This is a genomic window from Pseudomonas sp. efr-133-TYG-5 (assembly GCF_030209175.1).
In the GTDB taxonomy this organism is placed as follows: domain Bacteria; phylum Pseudomonadota; class Gammaproteobacteria; order Pseudomonadales; family Pseudomonadaceae; genus Aquipseudomonas.
In genome coordinates, this window is the sequence record NZ_JARVSM010000004.1 from 597,997 (window position 1) to 612,638 (window position 14,642).

The 14,642-nt window shown below is 62.1% G+C and carries 14 protein-coding genes; 9 read left to right on the forward strand and 5 right to left on the reverse strand.

Features of this window, described 5'->3' with window-relative positions; genetic code table 11:
• The first annotated feature begins 105 nt into the window (after nucleotides 1-105).
• The 5 genes from epd (at nucleotide 106) to fba (ending at nucleotide 4,313) form a co-directional block, all read left to right on the forward strand.
• Nucleotides 106-1,158 (forward strand): erythrose-4-phosphate dehydrogenase, encoded by a 1,053-nt coding sequence (epd, locus tag QRN70_RS17590; protein ID WP_285419211.1) that lies wholly within the window; start codon nucleotides 106-108, stop codon nucleotides 1,156-1,158.
• Between the two features lie 12 nt (nucleotides 1,159-1,170).
• Complete coding sequence (locus tag QRN70_RS17595) at nucleotides 1,171-2,334, forward strand: phosphoglycerate kinase (protein ID WP_285419212.1); 1,164 nt, start codon at nucleotides 1,171-1,173, stop codon at nucleotides 2,332-2,334.
• Nucleotides 2,335-2,368: 34 nt separating this feature from the next.
• On the forward strand, nucleotides 2,369-2,590 hold the full coding sequence (locus QRN70_RS17600) for a hypothetical protein (protein WP_285419213.1): 222 nt from the start codon (nucleotides 2,369-2,371) through the stop codon (nucleotides 2,588-2,590).
• Between the two features lie 56 nt (nucleotides 2,591-2,646).
• Nucleotides 2,647-2,979, forward strand: a complete 333-nt coding sequence (locus tag QRN70_RS17605; RefSeq protein ID WP_285419214.1) for an MliC family protein — start codon at nucleotides 2,647-2,649, stop codon at nucleotides 2,977-2,979.
• Between the two features lie 269 nt (nucleotides 2,980-3,248).
• Entirely contained in the window at nucleotides 3,249-4,313 is a 1,065-nt protein-coding gene (fba, locus tag QRN70_RS17610; protein WP_003177554.1) for a class II fructose-bisphosphate aldolase, read from the forward strand.
• Nucleotides 4,314-4,392: 79 nt separating this feature from the next.
• On the opposite strand, the gene QRN70_RS17615 is transcribed toward fba, so the two are convergent.
• Nucleotides 4,393-4,755: a DUF6124 family protein gene (locus QRN70_RS17615; RefSeq protein ID WP_285419215.1), complete on the reverse strand. Its 363-nt coding sequence runs from the start codon at nucleotides 4,753-4,755 to the stop codon at nucleotides 4,393-4,395.
• Nucleotides 4,756-5,234: 479 nt separating this feature from the next.
• Nucleotides 5,235-5,903 (reverse strand): polysaccharide lyase family 7 protein, encoded by a 669-nt coding sequence (locus QRN70_RS17620; RefSeq protein ID WP_285419216.1) that lies wholly within the window; start codon nucleotides 5,901-5,903, stop codon nucleotides 5,235-5,237.
• Nucleotides 5,904-6,238: 335 nt separating this feature from the next.
• Here QRN70_RS17620 and QRN70_RS17625 point away from each other — a divergent pair, with 335 nt between their 5' ends.
• From QRN70_RS17625 to QRN70_RS17635, 3 genes are read left to right on the forward strand one after another with little or no spacing between them, the layout of a single operon-like run.
• Nucleotides 6,239-8,362: a putative bifunctional diguanylate cyclase/phosphodiesterase gene (locus QRN70_RS17625; RefSeq protein ID WP_285419217.1), complete on the forward strand. Its 2,124-nt coding sequence runs from the start codon at nucleotides 6,239-6,241 to the stop codon at nucleotides 8,360-8,362.
• Between the two features lie 45 nt (nucleotides 8,363-8,407).
• Complete coding sequence (locus tag QRN70_RS17630; RefSeq protein WP_285419371.1) at nucleotides 8,408-8,899, forward strand: M48 metallopeptidase family protein; 492 nt, start codon at nucleotides 8,408-8,410, stop codon at nucleotides 8,897-8,899.
• 28 nt (nucleotides 8,900-8,927) lie between these two features.
• Nucleotides 8,928-9,224 carry a winged helix-turn-helix domain-containing protein gene (locus QRN70_RS17635; protein ID WP_285419218.1) on the forward strand — a complete coding sequence of 99 codons (297 nt, stop codon included), beginning with the start codon at nucleotides 8,928-8,930 and terminating at the stop codon, nucleotides 9,222-9,224.
• Nucleotides 9,225-9,309: 85 nt separating this feature from the next.
• On the opposite strand, the gene QRN70_RS17640 is transcribed toward QRN70_RS17635, so the two are convergent.
• Nucleotides 9,310-9,762 carry a GNAT family N-acetyltransferase gene (locus tag QRN70_RS17640; RefSeq protein ID WP_285419219.1) on the reverse strand — a complete coding sequence of 151 codons (453 nt, stop codon included), beginning with the start codon at nucleotides 9,760-9,762 and terminating at the stop codon, nucleotides 9,310-9,312.
• A gap of 256 nt (nucleotides 9,763-10,018) precedes the next feature.
• Here QRN70_RS17640 and QRN70_RS17645 point away from each other — a divergent pair, with 256 nt between their 5' ends.
• Nucleotides 10,019-10,756 (forward strand): substrate-binding periplasmic protein, encoded by a 738-nt coding sequence (locus QRN70_RS17645; protein WP_285419220.1) that lies wholly within the window; start codon nucleotides 10,019-10,021, stop codon nucleotides 10,754-10,756.
• 157 nt (nucleotides 10,757-10,913) lie between these two features.
• Here the strand turns inward: QRN70_RS17645 and yccS are convergent, their stop codons facing one another.
• Both yccS and QRN70_RS17655 read right to left on the reverse strand, forming a co-directional pair.
• Nucleotides 10,914-13,097, reverse strand: coding sequence for a YccS family putative transporter (gene yccS, locus QRN70_RS17650; RefSeq protein WP_285419221.1), 2,184 nt, complete (start codon nucleotides 13,095-13,097; stop codon nucleotides 10,914-10,916).
• 263 nt (nucleotides 13,098-13,360) lie between these two features.
• The gene (locus tag QRN70_RS17655) at nucleotides 13,361-14,539 is read right to left on the reverse strand and encodes a BaiN/RdsA family NAD(P)/FAD-dependent oxidoreductase (RefSeq protein ID WP_285419222.1); all 1,179 of its coding nucleotides are present in this window, start codon (nucleotides 14,537-14,539) and stop codon (nucleotides 13,361-13,363) included.
• Between the last annotated feature and the right edge of the window lie 103 nt (nucleotides 14,540-14,642).

Below are 14,642 nucleotides of genomic sequence, written 5' to 3' on the forward strand. Positions count from 1 at the left end.
AACAGTGTTCACAACCCTGACCCGATGTGGGAGCGGGCTTGCCCGCGAATGCGGCGGTTCGGGCAACATGGCACCGCCTGATTCACCACGGTAATCGAGAACCCCATGCCTCAACCGCGTCCCTACAAAGTTGCACTCAACGGCTACGGCCGGATTGGTCGTTGCGTCTTGCGTGCGTTGTTCGAGCGAGGCGAAAAGGCCGGGTTTGAAATTGTCGCGATCAATGATCTGGCCGACATGGCCAGCATCGAATACCTGACACGCTTCGACTCCACCCACGGCCGCTTTCCCGGCGAAGTGCGGGTTGATGGCGATTGTCTGCACATTAATGGCGACTGCGTGAAGGTCCTGCGCAGTGCCACCCCCGAAGGCATCGACTGGGCGTCGCTGGGCGTCGATCTGGTGCTCGAATGCTCCGGCGCCTGGCACACCCGCGAAGACGGCCAGCGTTTCCTCGATGCCGGCGCGCCGCGCGTGCTGTTCTCGCAGCCGATGGCCAGCGAGGCGGATGTCGACGCCACTATCGTCTACGGCGTCAATCAGAATTGCCTGAGCGGCGACGAGCTGCTGGTGTCCAACGCTTCCTGCACCACCAACTGCGGCGTGCCGCTGCTGCGGTTGCTGGACCAGGCGATCGGCCTCGATTATGTGTCGATCACCACGATCCACTCGGCGATGAACGACCAGCCGGTGATCGACGCCTATCACCACGAAGACCTGCGCCGCACCCGTTCGGCGTTCCAGTCGGTGATCCCGGTGTCCACGGGTCTGGCGCGCGGCATCGAGCGCCTGTTGCCGGAACTTGCCGGGCGAATCCAGGCCAAAGCCGTGCGGGTGCCGACGGTCAACGTGTCCTGCCTCGACATCACGATGCAGACCGCGAGCGACACCGACGCCGGCGAGGTCAACCGGATCCTGCGCGACGCCGCCACCAGCGGCCCGCTCAAGGGCCTGTTGGCCTATACCGAATTGCCTCACGCCAGTTGTGATTTCAACCATGACCCACATTCGGCGATCGTCGATGCCAGTCAGACCCGTGTTTCCGGCCCGCGGCTGGTGAACATCCTGGCCTGGTTCGACAACGAATGGGGTTTTGCCAACCGAATGCTGGATGTTGCAGAACACTATCTGCAGACAGCGACTTCAAAAAAACCGTAGGAAGTGCGACCCATGACCGTGTTGAAGATGTCCGACCTCGATCTGCAAGGTAAGCGCGTATTGATCCGCGAAGACCTCAACGTCCCAGTCAAGGACGGTGTTGTCACCAGCGACGCGCGTATCCTGGCTTCGCTGCCGACCATCAAGCTGGCCCTGGAAAAAGGCGCGGCCGTGATGGTCTGCTCGCACCTGGGCCGGCCGACCGAAGGCGAGTTCTCTGCCGAGAACAGCCTCAAGCCAGTCGCCGACTACCTGAGCAAGGCCCTGGGCCGTGAAGTGCCGCTGGTGGCCGATTACCTCGGCGGCGTTGACGTCAAGGCCGGCGACATCGTGCTGTTCGAGAACGTGCGCTTCAACAAGGGCGAGAAAAAGAACGCCGACGAACTGGCCCAGCAGTACGCCGCCCTGTGCGACGTGTTCGTGATGGACGCCTTCGGTACCGCGCACCGTGCCGAGGGTTCGACCCACGGCGTCGCCAAGTTCGCCAAGGTCGCCGCTGCCGGCCCGCTGCTGGCTGCTGAACTGGAGGCACTGGGCAAGGCCCTGGGCGCGCCGGCCAAGCCGATGGCGGCCATCGTTGCCGGCTCCAAGGTGTCGACCAAGCTCGACGTGCTCAACAGCCTGAGCCAGATCTGCGATCAACTGATCGTCGGCGGCGGTATCGCCAACACCTTCCTGGCTGCTGCCGGTCACCCGGTCGGCAAGTCGCTGTACGAGCCGGACCTGCTGGATACCGCGCGCGCCATCGCCGCCAAGGTCAGCGTGCCGCTGCCGGTCGACGTGGTGGTTGCGAAAGAATTCGCCGAAAGCGCCGAAGCCACCGTCAAGCTGATCGCTGACGTTGCCGCTGACGACATGATCCTCGACATCGGCCCGCAGACCGCAGCCAACTTCGCCGAACTGCTGAAATCGTCGCAAACCATCCTGTGGAACGGCCCGGTCGGCGTGTTCGAATTCGACCAGTTCGGCAACGGCACCAAAGTGCTGGCCCAGGCCATCGCGGACAGCGCGGCGTTCTCGATTGCCGGCGGTGGCGACACCCTGGCCGCCATCGACAAATATGGCGTGGCCGAGCAGATCTCCTACATTTCCACCGGTGGCGGCGCGTTCCTCGAATTCGTCGAAGGCAAGGTGCTGCCAGCCGTTGAAGTCCTGGAAAGCCGGGCCAAGGCCTGAGGCCGCCCGATTGGCCAGGCAAAGGAGTGTTCACATGGTCAAGTCGCTAACGCTGTTGTTGCTGACCGGTACGTTGGCGGCCTGCGGGAGTAACCCCAAGGCCGAGCCGACCCCGGCACCCGGCGAGGCTCAGAAAGGCTGCTACCAGGCCGACTGGCAGGCTGAAACCAACCCGGTGCTGAACAAGCGCTCGGGACCGGAAGGTCTGGACAAGTACGAGACGCAAACCCCGGCCAAGGAACATGGTTGTCCTTGACGGGTCTGACTCTTTAACTCAGGGCTGGCGGCGTGCGCCGTCAGTGAGGAACACGGATGAAAGGCTTGATCGCCATTGCGGCACTGGCATTGTTGGGCGGTTGCGCGCAGTTGAACCTGTTCCAGTCGTCCGCACCTGTGGATAACTGGACCACCTGGACCTGCGACAGCCAGGCCAAGGTGCTGTGGCGCTACACCGATGCCGGGCAAAAGGAAGTCGATGTACGCCTCGGCGGCGGCGATCAGGTCTATCGCCTGAAAGAAGAGCCGGGCGCCTCGGGCGTGCTGTACAGCGATGGCATGCTGGCGTTTCACGTCAAGGGTGAGGAAGGCCTGGTGTACTGGGTCGCCACCAATGACTTGATCGGCCGCGGCTGCAAGGCGCAGTAATTGACACACCACAGATCTAATGTGGAAGCGGATGCCAATGTGGGAGCGAGCTTGCTCGCGAAAGCGCTGGTTCAGCTTGCAGTTATGTTGAATGTTGCAATGCATTCGCGAGCAAGCTCGCTCCCACAGAGTTCTGCGTAGTTATTGAGAATTTGCTGTACCGAATCACCAGACCGGGCCTCGACCCCCGATCTGCAATCACTTGAATAGCCGCCGCCGCTCCGGCAGGCTGGCACGATTAACGACCCAAACCGGGAGAGAGACACACAATGGCACTTATCAGCATGCGCCAGATGTTGGACCACGCAGCCGAGTTCGGCTACGGCGTTCCAGCCTTCAACGTCAACAACCTTGAGCAGATGCGCGCCATCATGGAAGCCGCTGACAAGACTGACTCCCCGGTGATCGTCCAGGCTTCGGCCGGCGCCCGCAAATACGCCGGCGCCCCGTTCCTGCGTCACCTGATCCTGGCGGCCATCGAAGAATTCCCGCACATCCCGGTGTGCATGCACCAGGACCACGGCACCAGCCCTGACGTCTGCCAGCGTTCGATCCAGCTGGGCTTCAGCTCGGTGATGATGGACGGCTCCCTCGGCGAAGACGGCAAGACCCCGACCGACTACGAATACAACGTTCGCGTGACCCAGCAGACCGTGGCCATGGCCCACGCCTGCGGCGTTTCCGTGGAAGGCGAGCTGGGCTGCCTGGGTTCGCTGGAAACCGGCATGGCCGGTGAAGAAGACGGCATCGGCGCCGAAGGCGTGCTGGATCACAGCCAGATGCTGACCGACCCGGAAGAAGCCGCGGACTTCGTCAAGAAGACCCAGGTCGACGCCCTGGCCATCGCCATCGGCACCAGCCACGGCGCCTACAAGTTCACCAAGCCGCCTACCGGCGACGTGCTGGCCATCGACCGCATCAAGGAAATCCACAAGCGCATCCCGAACACCCACCTGGTGATGCACGGTTCGTCGTCGGTGCCACAAGAGTGGCTGGCGATCATCAACCAGTACGGCGGCGACATCAAAGAAACCTACGGCGTGCCGGTTGAAGAAATCGTCGAAGGCATCAAGTACGGCGTGCGCAAGGTCAACATCGACACCGACCTGCGCCTGGCATCCACCGGCGCCATGCGTCGCCTGATGGCCACCAACCCGAGCGAGTTCGACCCACGTAAATTCTTCGGCGCCACCGTCACCGCCATGCGCGACGTGTGCATCGCTCGCTACGAAGCGTTCGGCACCGCCGGCAACGCCTCGAAGATCAAGCCGATCTCCCTGGAAGCGATGTACCAGCGTTACCTGAAAGGTGAGTTGAACGCCAAGGTCAACTGAGCCTGAGCGTCAAACCGCGATCATGAAAAACCCGCCGAGAGGCGGGTTTTTTATGGGCGGGTTTTCATCGCTGGGCCGGCTAGGACGTGACTCCGACGTGGTCGAGGGCCTGGTTTACCGCGAGTTCGCCGAGCATGACCACTTGGGCGATGCCGAGCAGGGCTTTGCGTGGGGACGGGTCGAGTGAGTCGGCGAAGGTGGTGAGCAGGACGCTGGCCGAGCCGAGGGTTTCGCTGGCATTGACCAGCAGGGATTCGCTGTTGTGCCTGGGGTTGGCCAGGTACATGGGCTCGGGCTGGATGCCGGTGGCGGTGGTTTGCGCGGCAGGGCAGAGGTAATGATCAAGGGCGCGTTCGGCGGCTTCGTTGAGTTTTCTCGAGTTGGGGCATTCATAGGGGGAGACCGGATCGAGGTCCGGCGGGTTAGGTGTAGGTTTGAACATGGGAATGGTTAGCCTCTTCGTAGGGCTGCAACCCATTTCGCTACTAAACGGAAAGGGTGGCAGCTGTGCGCAAGTTAGTAGACCGGACACCAAACCCAAAATCCGGCGCACCCGAGGGCGCCATGCGCACAGCCACCATCAAGTGCAGGCTATGCCTGACTGAATGACGCTTGTGCAGCCATTTTTAGGGAAAGGTAATAGCGGGCTACTAAACCCGATCACTGCAAATCAGTGACGCGAACCAAGTTACCGACCGCCCTCCAGGCGCACAAGCCGGCGGATTCTGGCGTACCCGTAGGCAGCGACGCAAGCCGTTGTAGGCTTCGGGAAGTTACGCGTGGCGTGTTTAAACGTGCTGTTGAAAATGCCCGCGCTGCTGCAGGCGGCGATCTTTTGGCCATGGCTTTTCCCAGGCAAATGCACAATCAAAAGGTCGCTGCCTGCAGCCGCACGCGGTCCTTGCGGCGTGGCGCGACGCGCTACTTGTCGTGATCGATATCCAGCTTGGTGAACGTCACCTGCCCACCCTCGCTGGTGTACCCGGTGTTGTCCTGCACATACACGCCAGCCTTGAAGTACAGCGGCCTGTTGCGCCAGGTCGCGCTGATCTGCGAGTCCCACTGATAGCCCGCCGCGCTGACGCCCAGGGCACCGCCCGGGCTGAGGTGGATCAGGTAGTTGAATTCGTTATCCAGTTTGATCCCGGTGGCGAGGGTGATGACGCGGCTCTCTTCGTCGTCCGGGTGCATGCGCACCTTGATCACCAGGTTGCCGGTGGCGGTCTTGGTCTTGTACTGATACTCGAGTTTGACCAGCGGTTTCTGGCTCTCATAGGCATGGATCTGACCGATGACGATCTTGCCCGAGCTGGGCACCTTGTTCACTGCGAGGGTCGCCCGCAGCAGGTTGTCGGCGTCCGGGTAGTACCAGTTGCGCAGGGTGCCGTTGCTGTAGGTTTCGCGCAGTTCGGTGCGCGGGTAGATCGCGTTCTCGGTTTTCGAGCCGGTAACCGGTGACCAGAAGAACAGCGTGCCGGTGTCGGAATGGAAGTACTGATCCTTGAAGCCGTTCACCAGTTTCGAGGTTTCGACGGTGTACGGCGGGCTGCCAACGGGAACGCTGAGGTTCCAGGTTGCGAGGTCGATCATGTTGTCTGTTCCACTCAGTTTTCGCTGCACGCACGTGCCAGAAGCTCTAGCCCGCGCCTTTTGGGGCGGCCTTTATAAGCGTAGAGGGATTTTTTGTTAACCGCCGTCCGGCGGACGATTGGCGTCAACATCCTGTCGAAATGCCATCTTTCCCGGTTTTCGGGGCCTGCGACGGTGACCGTTAGTCGGCTTCTCGCCGCTTTGTTTAAATGATGGCCTGATGACAGCTATTGCTTTTGGCGATCCCGGACTAGAGTGAAGGCTCAGTAACTGTGCGGTTTTCACGAAAAACCGGCCGATGCTCCGATAAGAGATGTCCCGACAAGAGAAGCAGCATGGAATGCGCGCAACCCCAGCCAGGTGAAGGCAGCTCAGTCCTTTTGATCGTTGATGACTACCCTGAAAACCTGATCAGCATGCGCGCGTTGCTGCAGCGTCAGGATTGGCAGGTGATGACCGCTGCTTCGGGTTTCGAAGCGCTGAGCCTGTTGCTCGAACACGAAATCGATCTGGTCCTGCTGGATGTGCAGATGCCCGGCATGGACGGTTTCGAAGTCGCGCGCCTGATGCGTGGCAGCCAGCGTACGCGGTTGACGCCGATCATTTTCCTCACGGCCAACGAACAGTCCCAGGACGCGGTGATCAGGGGCTACGCCAGCGGCGCGGTGGATTACCTGTTCAAGCCGTTCGATCCGCAAATCCTCAAGCCGAAAGTCCAGGCGTTGCTGGAACACCAGCGCAATCGCCGCGCCTTGCAGCGCCTGAGCCATGACCTGGAAGTGGCGCGGGCCTTCAATGCCTCGGTGCTGGATAACGCCGCCGAAGGCATTCTGGTGCTGGGCGAGGACGGTTTGATCCGTTTCGCCAACCCGGCGATTTCGCGGCTGCTCAATGCTCCGGTCAAGGAGCTGGAGGGGCAGGAGTTTCTCGATTATTTGCAGAAACCGCACATTCCGCTGTGGGCCGATTCCGATTTCTACGCCAGCTATAAACGCGGAGAAACCTTGCGCCTGCATGACGCGCTGCTGCGCACGGCGCCCGGGCAGCAGGTGCCGGTGGCGTTGTCCTGCGCGCCGCTGTCGAGCGAGCAGCACGCCATGGTGGTGACGGTGCTGGACATGTCGGTGGTGCGCCACCTGCATCAGCAACTGGAGTTTCAAGCGGTGACCGACCCGCTGACCGGGCTGCTCAACCGTCGCGGCTTCTACCAGACCGTGGAGAACCTGCTGCTGCGCGGCGAGCGCACCGACAGCAGCTGGGTGCTGATGTACCTCGACCTGGACGGTTTCAAGCGGGTCAACGATTCCCTTGGACACGACGCTGGGGATCGCGTGTTGCGCTGGGTGTCCGAGCAGTTGAAGGCGTGTCTGCGGCCGTTCGACATTCTCGCGCGGATGGGCGGCGACGAATTCACCGCGTTGCTGGATCTGGAGTTCCCCGAGCAAGCGGCGAAGATTGCCGAGAAACTCATCGAACGGGTGTCGATCTGTCAGCAGATCGAGGGCCTGGACATTGCCCTGGGCGCCAGCATCGGCATCGCCACGTATCCCGATTGCGGCAACAACCTCGATGGCCTGATGCGCGCCTCGGACATCGCCATGTACGAGGCCAAGCGGGCCGGGCGCCAGCAGTATCGCTTCTACGATCACGAAATGAACGGCCGGGCGCGGTCACGGCTGATGCTGGAAGAAAGCGTGCGCACGGCCATCGAGAACCGCGACTTCAATCTGGTCTATCAGCCGCAGGTGGCGATCGCCGACGGCCGCATCCGGGGTTTCGAGGCGTTGCTGCGCTGGCAGCATCCGAGCGTCGGCGATGTGCCGCCGGGGCTGTTCCTGCCGTTGCTGGAAGAGGCGACCCTGATCAGTCGCCTCGGCAGCTGGATCTACCACCGCAGCGCCGGCCAGCGCAAAGCCTGGGAAGGGCAGTTTGGCGAAGAGTTGGTGCTGGGCGTGAGCCTGAGCAACACCCAGTTCGGCTTGCCGAATCTGGTCACCGAATTGCGTCAGGTCCTGGAGCGCCATGGCCTGCGGCCGCAGCAGATGGAAGTCGAGGTGACCGAGGAAGCGCTGACCATCAACCCTGACGACACCCGCAAACAGCTGCGCCTGCTGCGCAACCTCGGGGTGCGGGTGGCACTGGATGACTTCGGCTCAGGCTCCTGCTCGCTGGCGCATTTGCGTGACCTGGAACTGGATACGCTGAAGATTGACCGGCACTTGATCGCGCGATTGCCGGGGTCGGCACGGGACGCCTCGCTGGTGCGCAGCGTGATCGATCTGAGCAAGGAATACGGTTTGCTGGTGATCGCCGAAGGTGTCGAAACCGTCGAGCAGTATCAATGGCTGCAAGCCCATGGCTGCGAGTATGTGCAGGGTTTCCTGGTGGCGCGGCCGCTGATGGCCGAAGACGCCGTGCGCTTCGCCGAGCCGTTCGACTGGGGCGCGTTGAGCGCCTGAATTCGCTACACTGGCGGCCACTCCATGACTGGTACTGCCCGTTCCATGACCGCGTTGAAATACCTCCAGGCCTATCCCGCGCAATTGCAGGATCAGGTGCGTCAACTGATCGCCGAAGGGCGTCTGGGCGAGTACCTGAGCCAACGCTATCCGGGCCGCCACGATGTGCAGAGCGACAAGGCGCTGTACGCCTTCGCGCTGGACCTCAAGCAGGAATATCTGCGCAATGCCCCGGCCATCGACAAAGTCCTGTTCGACAACCGTCTCGACCTGACTCACCGCGCACTGGGTCTGCATACCACGGTGTCGCGGGTGCAGGGCGGCAAGCTCAAGGCGAAGAAAGAGATTCGCATCGCGTCGCTGTTCAAGGAGGCGGCGCCGGACTTTCTGAAGATGATCGTGGTGCATGAGCTGGCGCACTTCAAGGAGTCGGATCACAACAAGGCGTTCTATAAATTGTGTGAGCACATGCTGCCGGGGTATCACCAGGTGGAGTTCGATCTGCGGGTGTACCTGACGTGGCGGGATCTGCAGTAAACGTCTTTCAACAACGCAGGGTGCAGGCATGGACGTGAGCAAGACCAAGAGCAGTTTTTACCGGCGCTTGTACGTGGCTTATCTGATCGACAGCGGCCTGGCCAAGAGCGTGCCGGCGCTGACCGAAGTCACCGGCATGCCGCGGCGCACGGCGCAGGACACGATTGCGGCGCTGGCCGACCTGGACATTGTCTGTGAGTTCGAGCAGGAAGAGGGCGCGCGCAACCATGCCGGCGCCTATCGGATTCGCGACTGGGGAGCGATTGATCGGGGCTGGATCGAGCGTAATCTGCGGCAGATCAAGGCTGTTCTCGAGTATCCCTGAGTTGTGAGTTCGCCTTTGGCTCGTTGCCCTCACCCCAGCCCTCTCCCGGCGGGAGAGGGCCGCGATCATAAGCCAGGCGATAGGCTCAGGAGCGCCGCATGCCAATGTGCGGAATGTCATCCTCCAGGTATTCCTCGCCCGCCACGACAAACCCGTAGCGCCCGTAATAGCCCTGCAGATGCGCTTGCGCCGACAGGTAGATCGGCACCTGCGGCCAGTGTTTCTCGGCCTGCTTCAACGCCTGTTCCATCATCGCGTGGCCCAGGCCTTTGCCGCGCCCGGCCGGCGCGGTCAGCACACGGCCGATCACCACGTCGCCACCCTGGGATTGCGGGTCCAGCAGGCGCAGATATGCCACCAGCTGATCACCGTCCCAACCCATCAGATGGCAAGTGTCACCGTCCAGATCCTGGCCGTCGGGGTCCAGGTACGCGCAGCGCTGTTCGACCACGAATACCTCCGAGCGCAGTTTCAAAATGGCGTACAGCTGCTCTTTGCCCAGATCGCTGTGATGTTTGCAGACCCACTCGATTGTCATCTTCCGACTCCTTGAACAACGTCGCCCGATACTAAGCGCCCGGGGCAAATATGTCTGTATGGCGAAGAAATCTGTGACAAAGGCCAAAATGCCATCATTCCTTTCTCGCGGCGCCGGGTTCTTTGTGTAATCTGCTGGTAAGCGCTGTGCACTGGCTTCAATGAGCTAATGTTAGGGCCTGGGATTCGCCGGTAAGGGGCCTTGGGGTTTTGACTGAAAACACGCCGGGCGGCCCGCCCGCTAAGGATTTTCAAGCATGCCGCGACTGCATCGAGCCATCGCTTTGATCGGATTGCTGTTGCTGGGTCAAAGCGCTGCAGCGGAAAAATTGCGCCTGGTCTTCGACGTCTGGCCGCCCTTTACCGATGACACGCTGGTCAATGGTGGCCTGGCCACGGATATCGTCAGCACGGCCCTGGCACGTGCCGGCTATGCCAGCGACTACGAGCAGGTGCCGTGGGCGCGGGCGTTGCTCGGCGTCGGCGAGGGCCGCTACGACGTGCTGGTCAACGCCTGGTACAACGAAGATCGCACCCGGCTGGGGCAGTTCTCCGCGGAGTACCTGCTCAACCGCGTGCGGTTCATCAAGCGCAAAGACACGCCGATCGAATACAACAGCCTGGAAGAACTGCACACCTACCCCATTGCGGTGGTGCGCGGCTACGCCTACTCGGCGCCTTTCGATGGCGACACGGCGTTGCAGAAAGTGCCTGTGCATAACTTCGCCATGGCCGTGCGCATGCTGGCGGCGGACCGGGTCAAGCTGACCCTGGAAGACGAGTTTGTCGCGCGCTATTACCTGTCCCGCGAATCACCCAAGGTGCGCAATGCCGTGGAATTCCTGCCCAAGCCGCTGAGCGAGAACAGCCTGCACATTCTGGTCAGCCTGAAGAACCCGGAGCACGCGCAGATTGTCGCCGGGTTCGACAAGGCGATTGCGGCGATGAAGGCCGACGGCAGCTACGACAAGCTGCTCAGGCAGCATGGGATGTGAAGGGCTGATGCAGAATTTGCGGTGTGATTGATTGCCTCATCGCTGGCAAGCCAGCTCCCACGGTGTCGGTGTAGTACAAAGAATATGTGGATTACGCTACCTGTGGGAGCGGGCTTGCTCCGGGCGGCGATCCGACGAAGAGGCCTGTCTGGCCCCCTCAATCTTCGGCTGTGTCTTTGATCAGGTGCGCCGCCAGCGTGCGCAACGGTCCGAGCTGGCGGCAGATCAGCGCCAGTTGCGTCTGCACCAGGCGCTGGCCTTCGTCGATCTCGTCCGGCATCTGCTCCAGGTCATTGGCCAGGGCTTCTTCCTCGTCGCTCTGGATCGCAATGGCTTGCTTGTTCGCCAGGCCCTGGGCGATTTCGTCGATGCTGCTCGCCAGTTTCACCCCGGCGCCGTCGATCAGGTGTTCGCGCACCTCGGCCGGCAGTTGAGTTTCCCGGTGTGCGCCGAGGCCTGACAAATAGCTGAGCAACGTGTGCGACAGCACCAGGAAGCGGAAGCCCACGTCGGCTTCTTTGCGGAAATGCCCAGGCTCCATCAGCATGTTCGCCAGGGTGGTCGACAGCGCCGCATCGGCGTTGTGGGCGTTGCGCCGGGCCAGGCGATAAGCGAGGTCGTCGCTCTTGCCAGCGGCGTATTGCTGCATGATCTGGCGCAGGTAGATGCTGTTGCAGGTCAGGGTGTTGGCCAGCACTTTGTTCAGGCGTCGGCCCTGCCAGTCCGGGAGGAACAGCAACACTGTCAGGCCGGCGATCAGACTGCCGAGCAGGGTATCGAACAGGCGCGGCAGGAACAGCCCGTAGCCGTCGCCGATCTGGTTGAAGCAGAACAGCACCATGATGGTGATCGCCGCGGTCGCCACGGTGTAGCGGGTGGTGCGGTTGGTGAAGAACACCACCCCGGCGGCGATGGCGAAGCACGACTGCACCAACGGACTCGGGAACAGATCGAACAGCGCCCAGGCGATGGTCAGGCCGATGGCGGTGCCGATGATCCGCTGACCGAGTTTGCGCCGGGTGGCGCCGTAGTTCGGCTGGCAGACGAACAGCGTGGTGAGGATGATCCAGTAGCCCTGCGACGGGTGAATCAGGTGCACCATGCCGTAGCCGATGCTCAACGCCAGCGGCAGGCGCAGGGCGTGGCGGAACAGCAGCGACGTCGGCGTCAGCTGGGTGCGCAGGCGCATCCACACGTCCTTGAGGTTGCGCGGCGAGCGGTCGAGCAGGCTGCTGTCGGTGGCATCCGCGAGGGCGTCGGGGTTGCTGGCGTCGCTGAGCAGGCGGTCGAGGGTGCCGAGGTTGGCGGCCAGGGCGCGCAATGATCGCAGCAGGCCGCGCCAGGCCGGGTTGCTCTGGATGCGCAGGTGTTCGAGCGAGGCGTGCAGGTCGCTCAGGGCTTCGGCGAACGTAGCGTCGTAGATGAACGGCTGACGCATCTGGATCGATTCGGCCAGCGCCCGACAGGCCTTGCCCTGCTGGCGCAGCAGGCGCTGGCAGCGGAACAGTACGTCGCTGTGGAAAAACGCCTCGGCCAGGGCGTTGTACGGGTAGTGCGAGGAGCTGGCGCGTTCGTGGATGTCCTGGGCGAGGAAGTACAGCTTGAGATAGCGACTGACTTTCGAGCCGGGACGCCCGTTGCCGACCCGGTGCAGGATGATTTCCTTGGCACTGTTCAGTGCGGCGACCACGCGACCGTTCTGCTGCGCCAGTTCCAGGCGTCGCGCTTCGACATCCAGCTGACGGATCGGCTCGAACAGCGAGGCTTTGAGCTTCAGGTAATAGCCCAGTTCGCGGAACAGCCGCGCCAGGCTCTGCTGCACCGGCTGGTTGGAAAACAGCGCCTGCCACAGCACCGACAGCAGGCCATACCAGGCCGCGCCGGCCACCAGCAGCATCGGTTCGTGCCAGAAATCGCTGACCGCGCCGCCACGCTGGTCGACGCCGATCATGGTGTAGACCGACAGAATCAAGGTCGCCGAGGCGATCGCTCCGTAGCGTTCGCCGAGGGCGCCGAGCATGGTCAGGCTGAAACTGGCCAGCGCCAGGGCAATCACGAACAGGATGGGATAGGGGAACAGCAGCTCCACCGACAGGGCGGCGACGCTGAAACACACCAGGGTCACCGCCAGGGCATTGAGGCGGCCCTGCCAACTGTCGTCGGTTTCGGCCAGGGCGCTTGCGATGATCCCGAGGAACAGCGGGATCAGCAGCCCCATTTCATCCTGATACCAGCACAGCGCCATGCTGCCGGTCAGGGCGATGAATACCCGCACGCTGTAGCTGAATTTATCCAGCGCCCACAGGCGCCGCAAAGACTGACGAAACGAGGTCGAGGACATGAAGTGCGAAGGCCTTCCGAGGCGATGCCGCTAAATTGAGCCAGTAATGACGCCGACGCAATGGCGTCGATCACATCTGACAGCAAAAAGTGTTCCTTTGGACCATTGTGCCGATCTCAATTTCCAGGTTGGACAAAAAAACTGTGGGAGCTGGCTTGCCAGCGATGAGGCCGGCAGCTCCAACATCACATGTTGAATGTCAGCCCGCCATCGCTGGCACGCCAGCTCCCACAGGGATTGCATTTCAAATTTGAACAGCGGGATCAGACGTACTGCGCCGCCGCGTAACCCGACGCCCACGCCCACTGGAAGTTGAAGCCGCCCAGGTGGCCGGTGACGTCGAGCACTTCGCCGACGAAATACAGGCCCGGGCTTTTCAGCGATTCCATGGTCTTGGACGACACTTCGCGGGTATCGACGCCGCCGAGGGTGACTTCGGCGGTGCGGTAGCCCTCGGTGCCGGCCGGCACGACTTTCCAGCTGCCGAGTCTGTCGGCGATCTGCGCCAGTTCGGCGTGGGTGTACTGCTTCATCGGTTTGGAAACGAACCAGTTGTCCGCCAGCAGGTTGGCCATCTTCTTGGTGAAAATCTCGCCGAGCAGGGTTTTCAGCTCGCTGTTCGGACGCTCGGCGACTTGTTGCTGCAACCAGCTCGCCGCGTCGTGATCCGGCAGCAGGTTGATTTCCACCGTGTCGCCGGGCTCCCAGAACGAGGAAATCTGCAGGATCGCCGGGCCGCTGAGGCCTCGGTGAGTGAACAGGATGTTTTCGCGAAAGCTCTGCTCGTTGCAGCTGACCAGGCAATCCACCGACGTGCCGGACAGCTCGCTGCACAAGTCCTTGAGCTGGTCGGTGATGGTGAACGGCACCAGCCCGGCGCGGGTCGGCAGCAGTTCATGACCGAACTGCTTGGCGACCTGATAACCGAAACCGCTGGCGCCCAGCGTCGGGATCGACAGGCCGCCGGTGGCGATCACCAGCGACTGGCACTGCAACTGGCCGAGGGTGGTGTCGAGCAGGTAGCCGCTGTCGACCTTCTCGATGGTCTGGATCGAGGTGTCCAGGTGCAGCTCGACGCCGACCTGGTCGCACTCGTCGAGCAGCATGCCGAGGATGTCGCTGGCCTTGTTGTCGCAGAACAGCTGACCGAGTTTCTTCTCGTGGTACGGCACGCCGTGCTTGCCGACCATGCCGATGAAATCCCACTGGGTGTAGCGCGCCAGGGCCGATTTGCAGAAATGCGGATTGTGCGAAAGGAAATTGCTCGGCTCGGTGTACATGTTGGTGAAATTGCAGCGACCGCCGCCGGACATGAGGATTTTCTTGCCGGGCTTGTTGGCGTGGTCGAGCAGCAACACCTGACGCCCGCGGCCGGCCGCGGTCAGGGCACACATCAAGCCAGCGGCGCCGGCGCCAATGATCACGACTTCGGTAGAGCGCAAAACGGTGTCCTCACACAGATCGTTCCCACGCTCTGCGTGGGAATGCCGCCATGGACGCTCTGCGTCCGCTTTTAAATCGTGACGCGGAGCGTCACAGGATGCA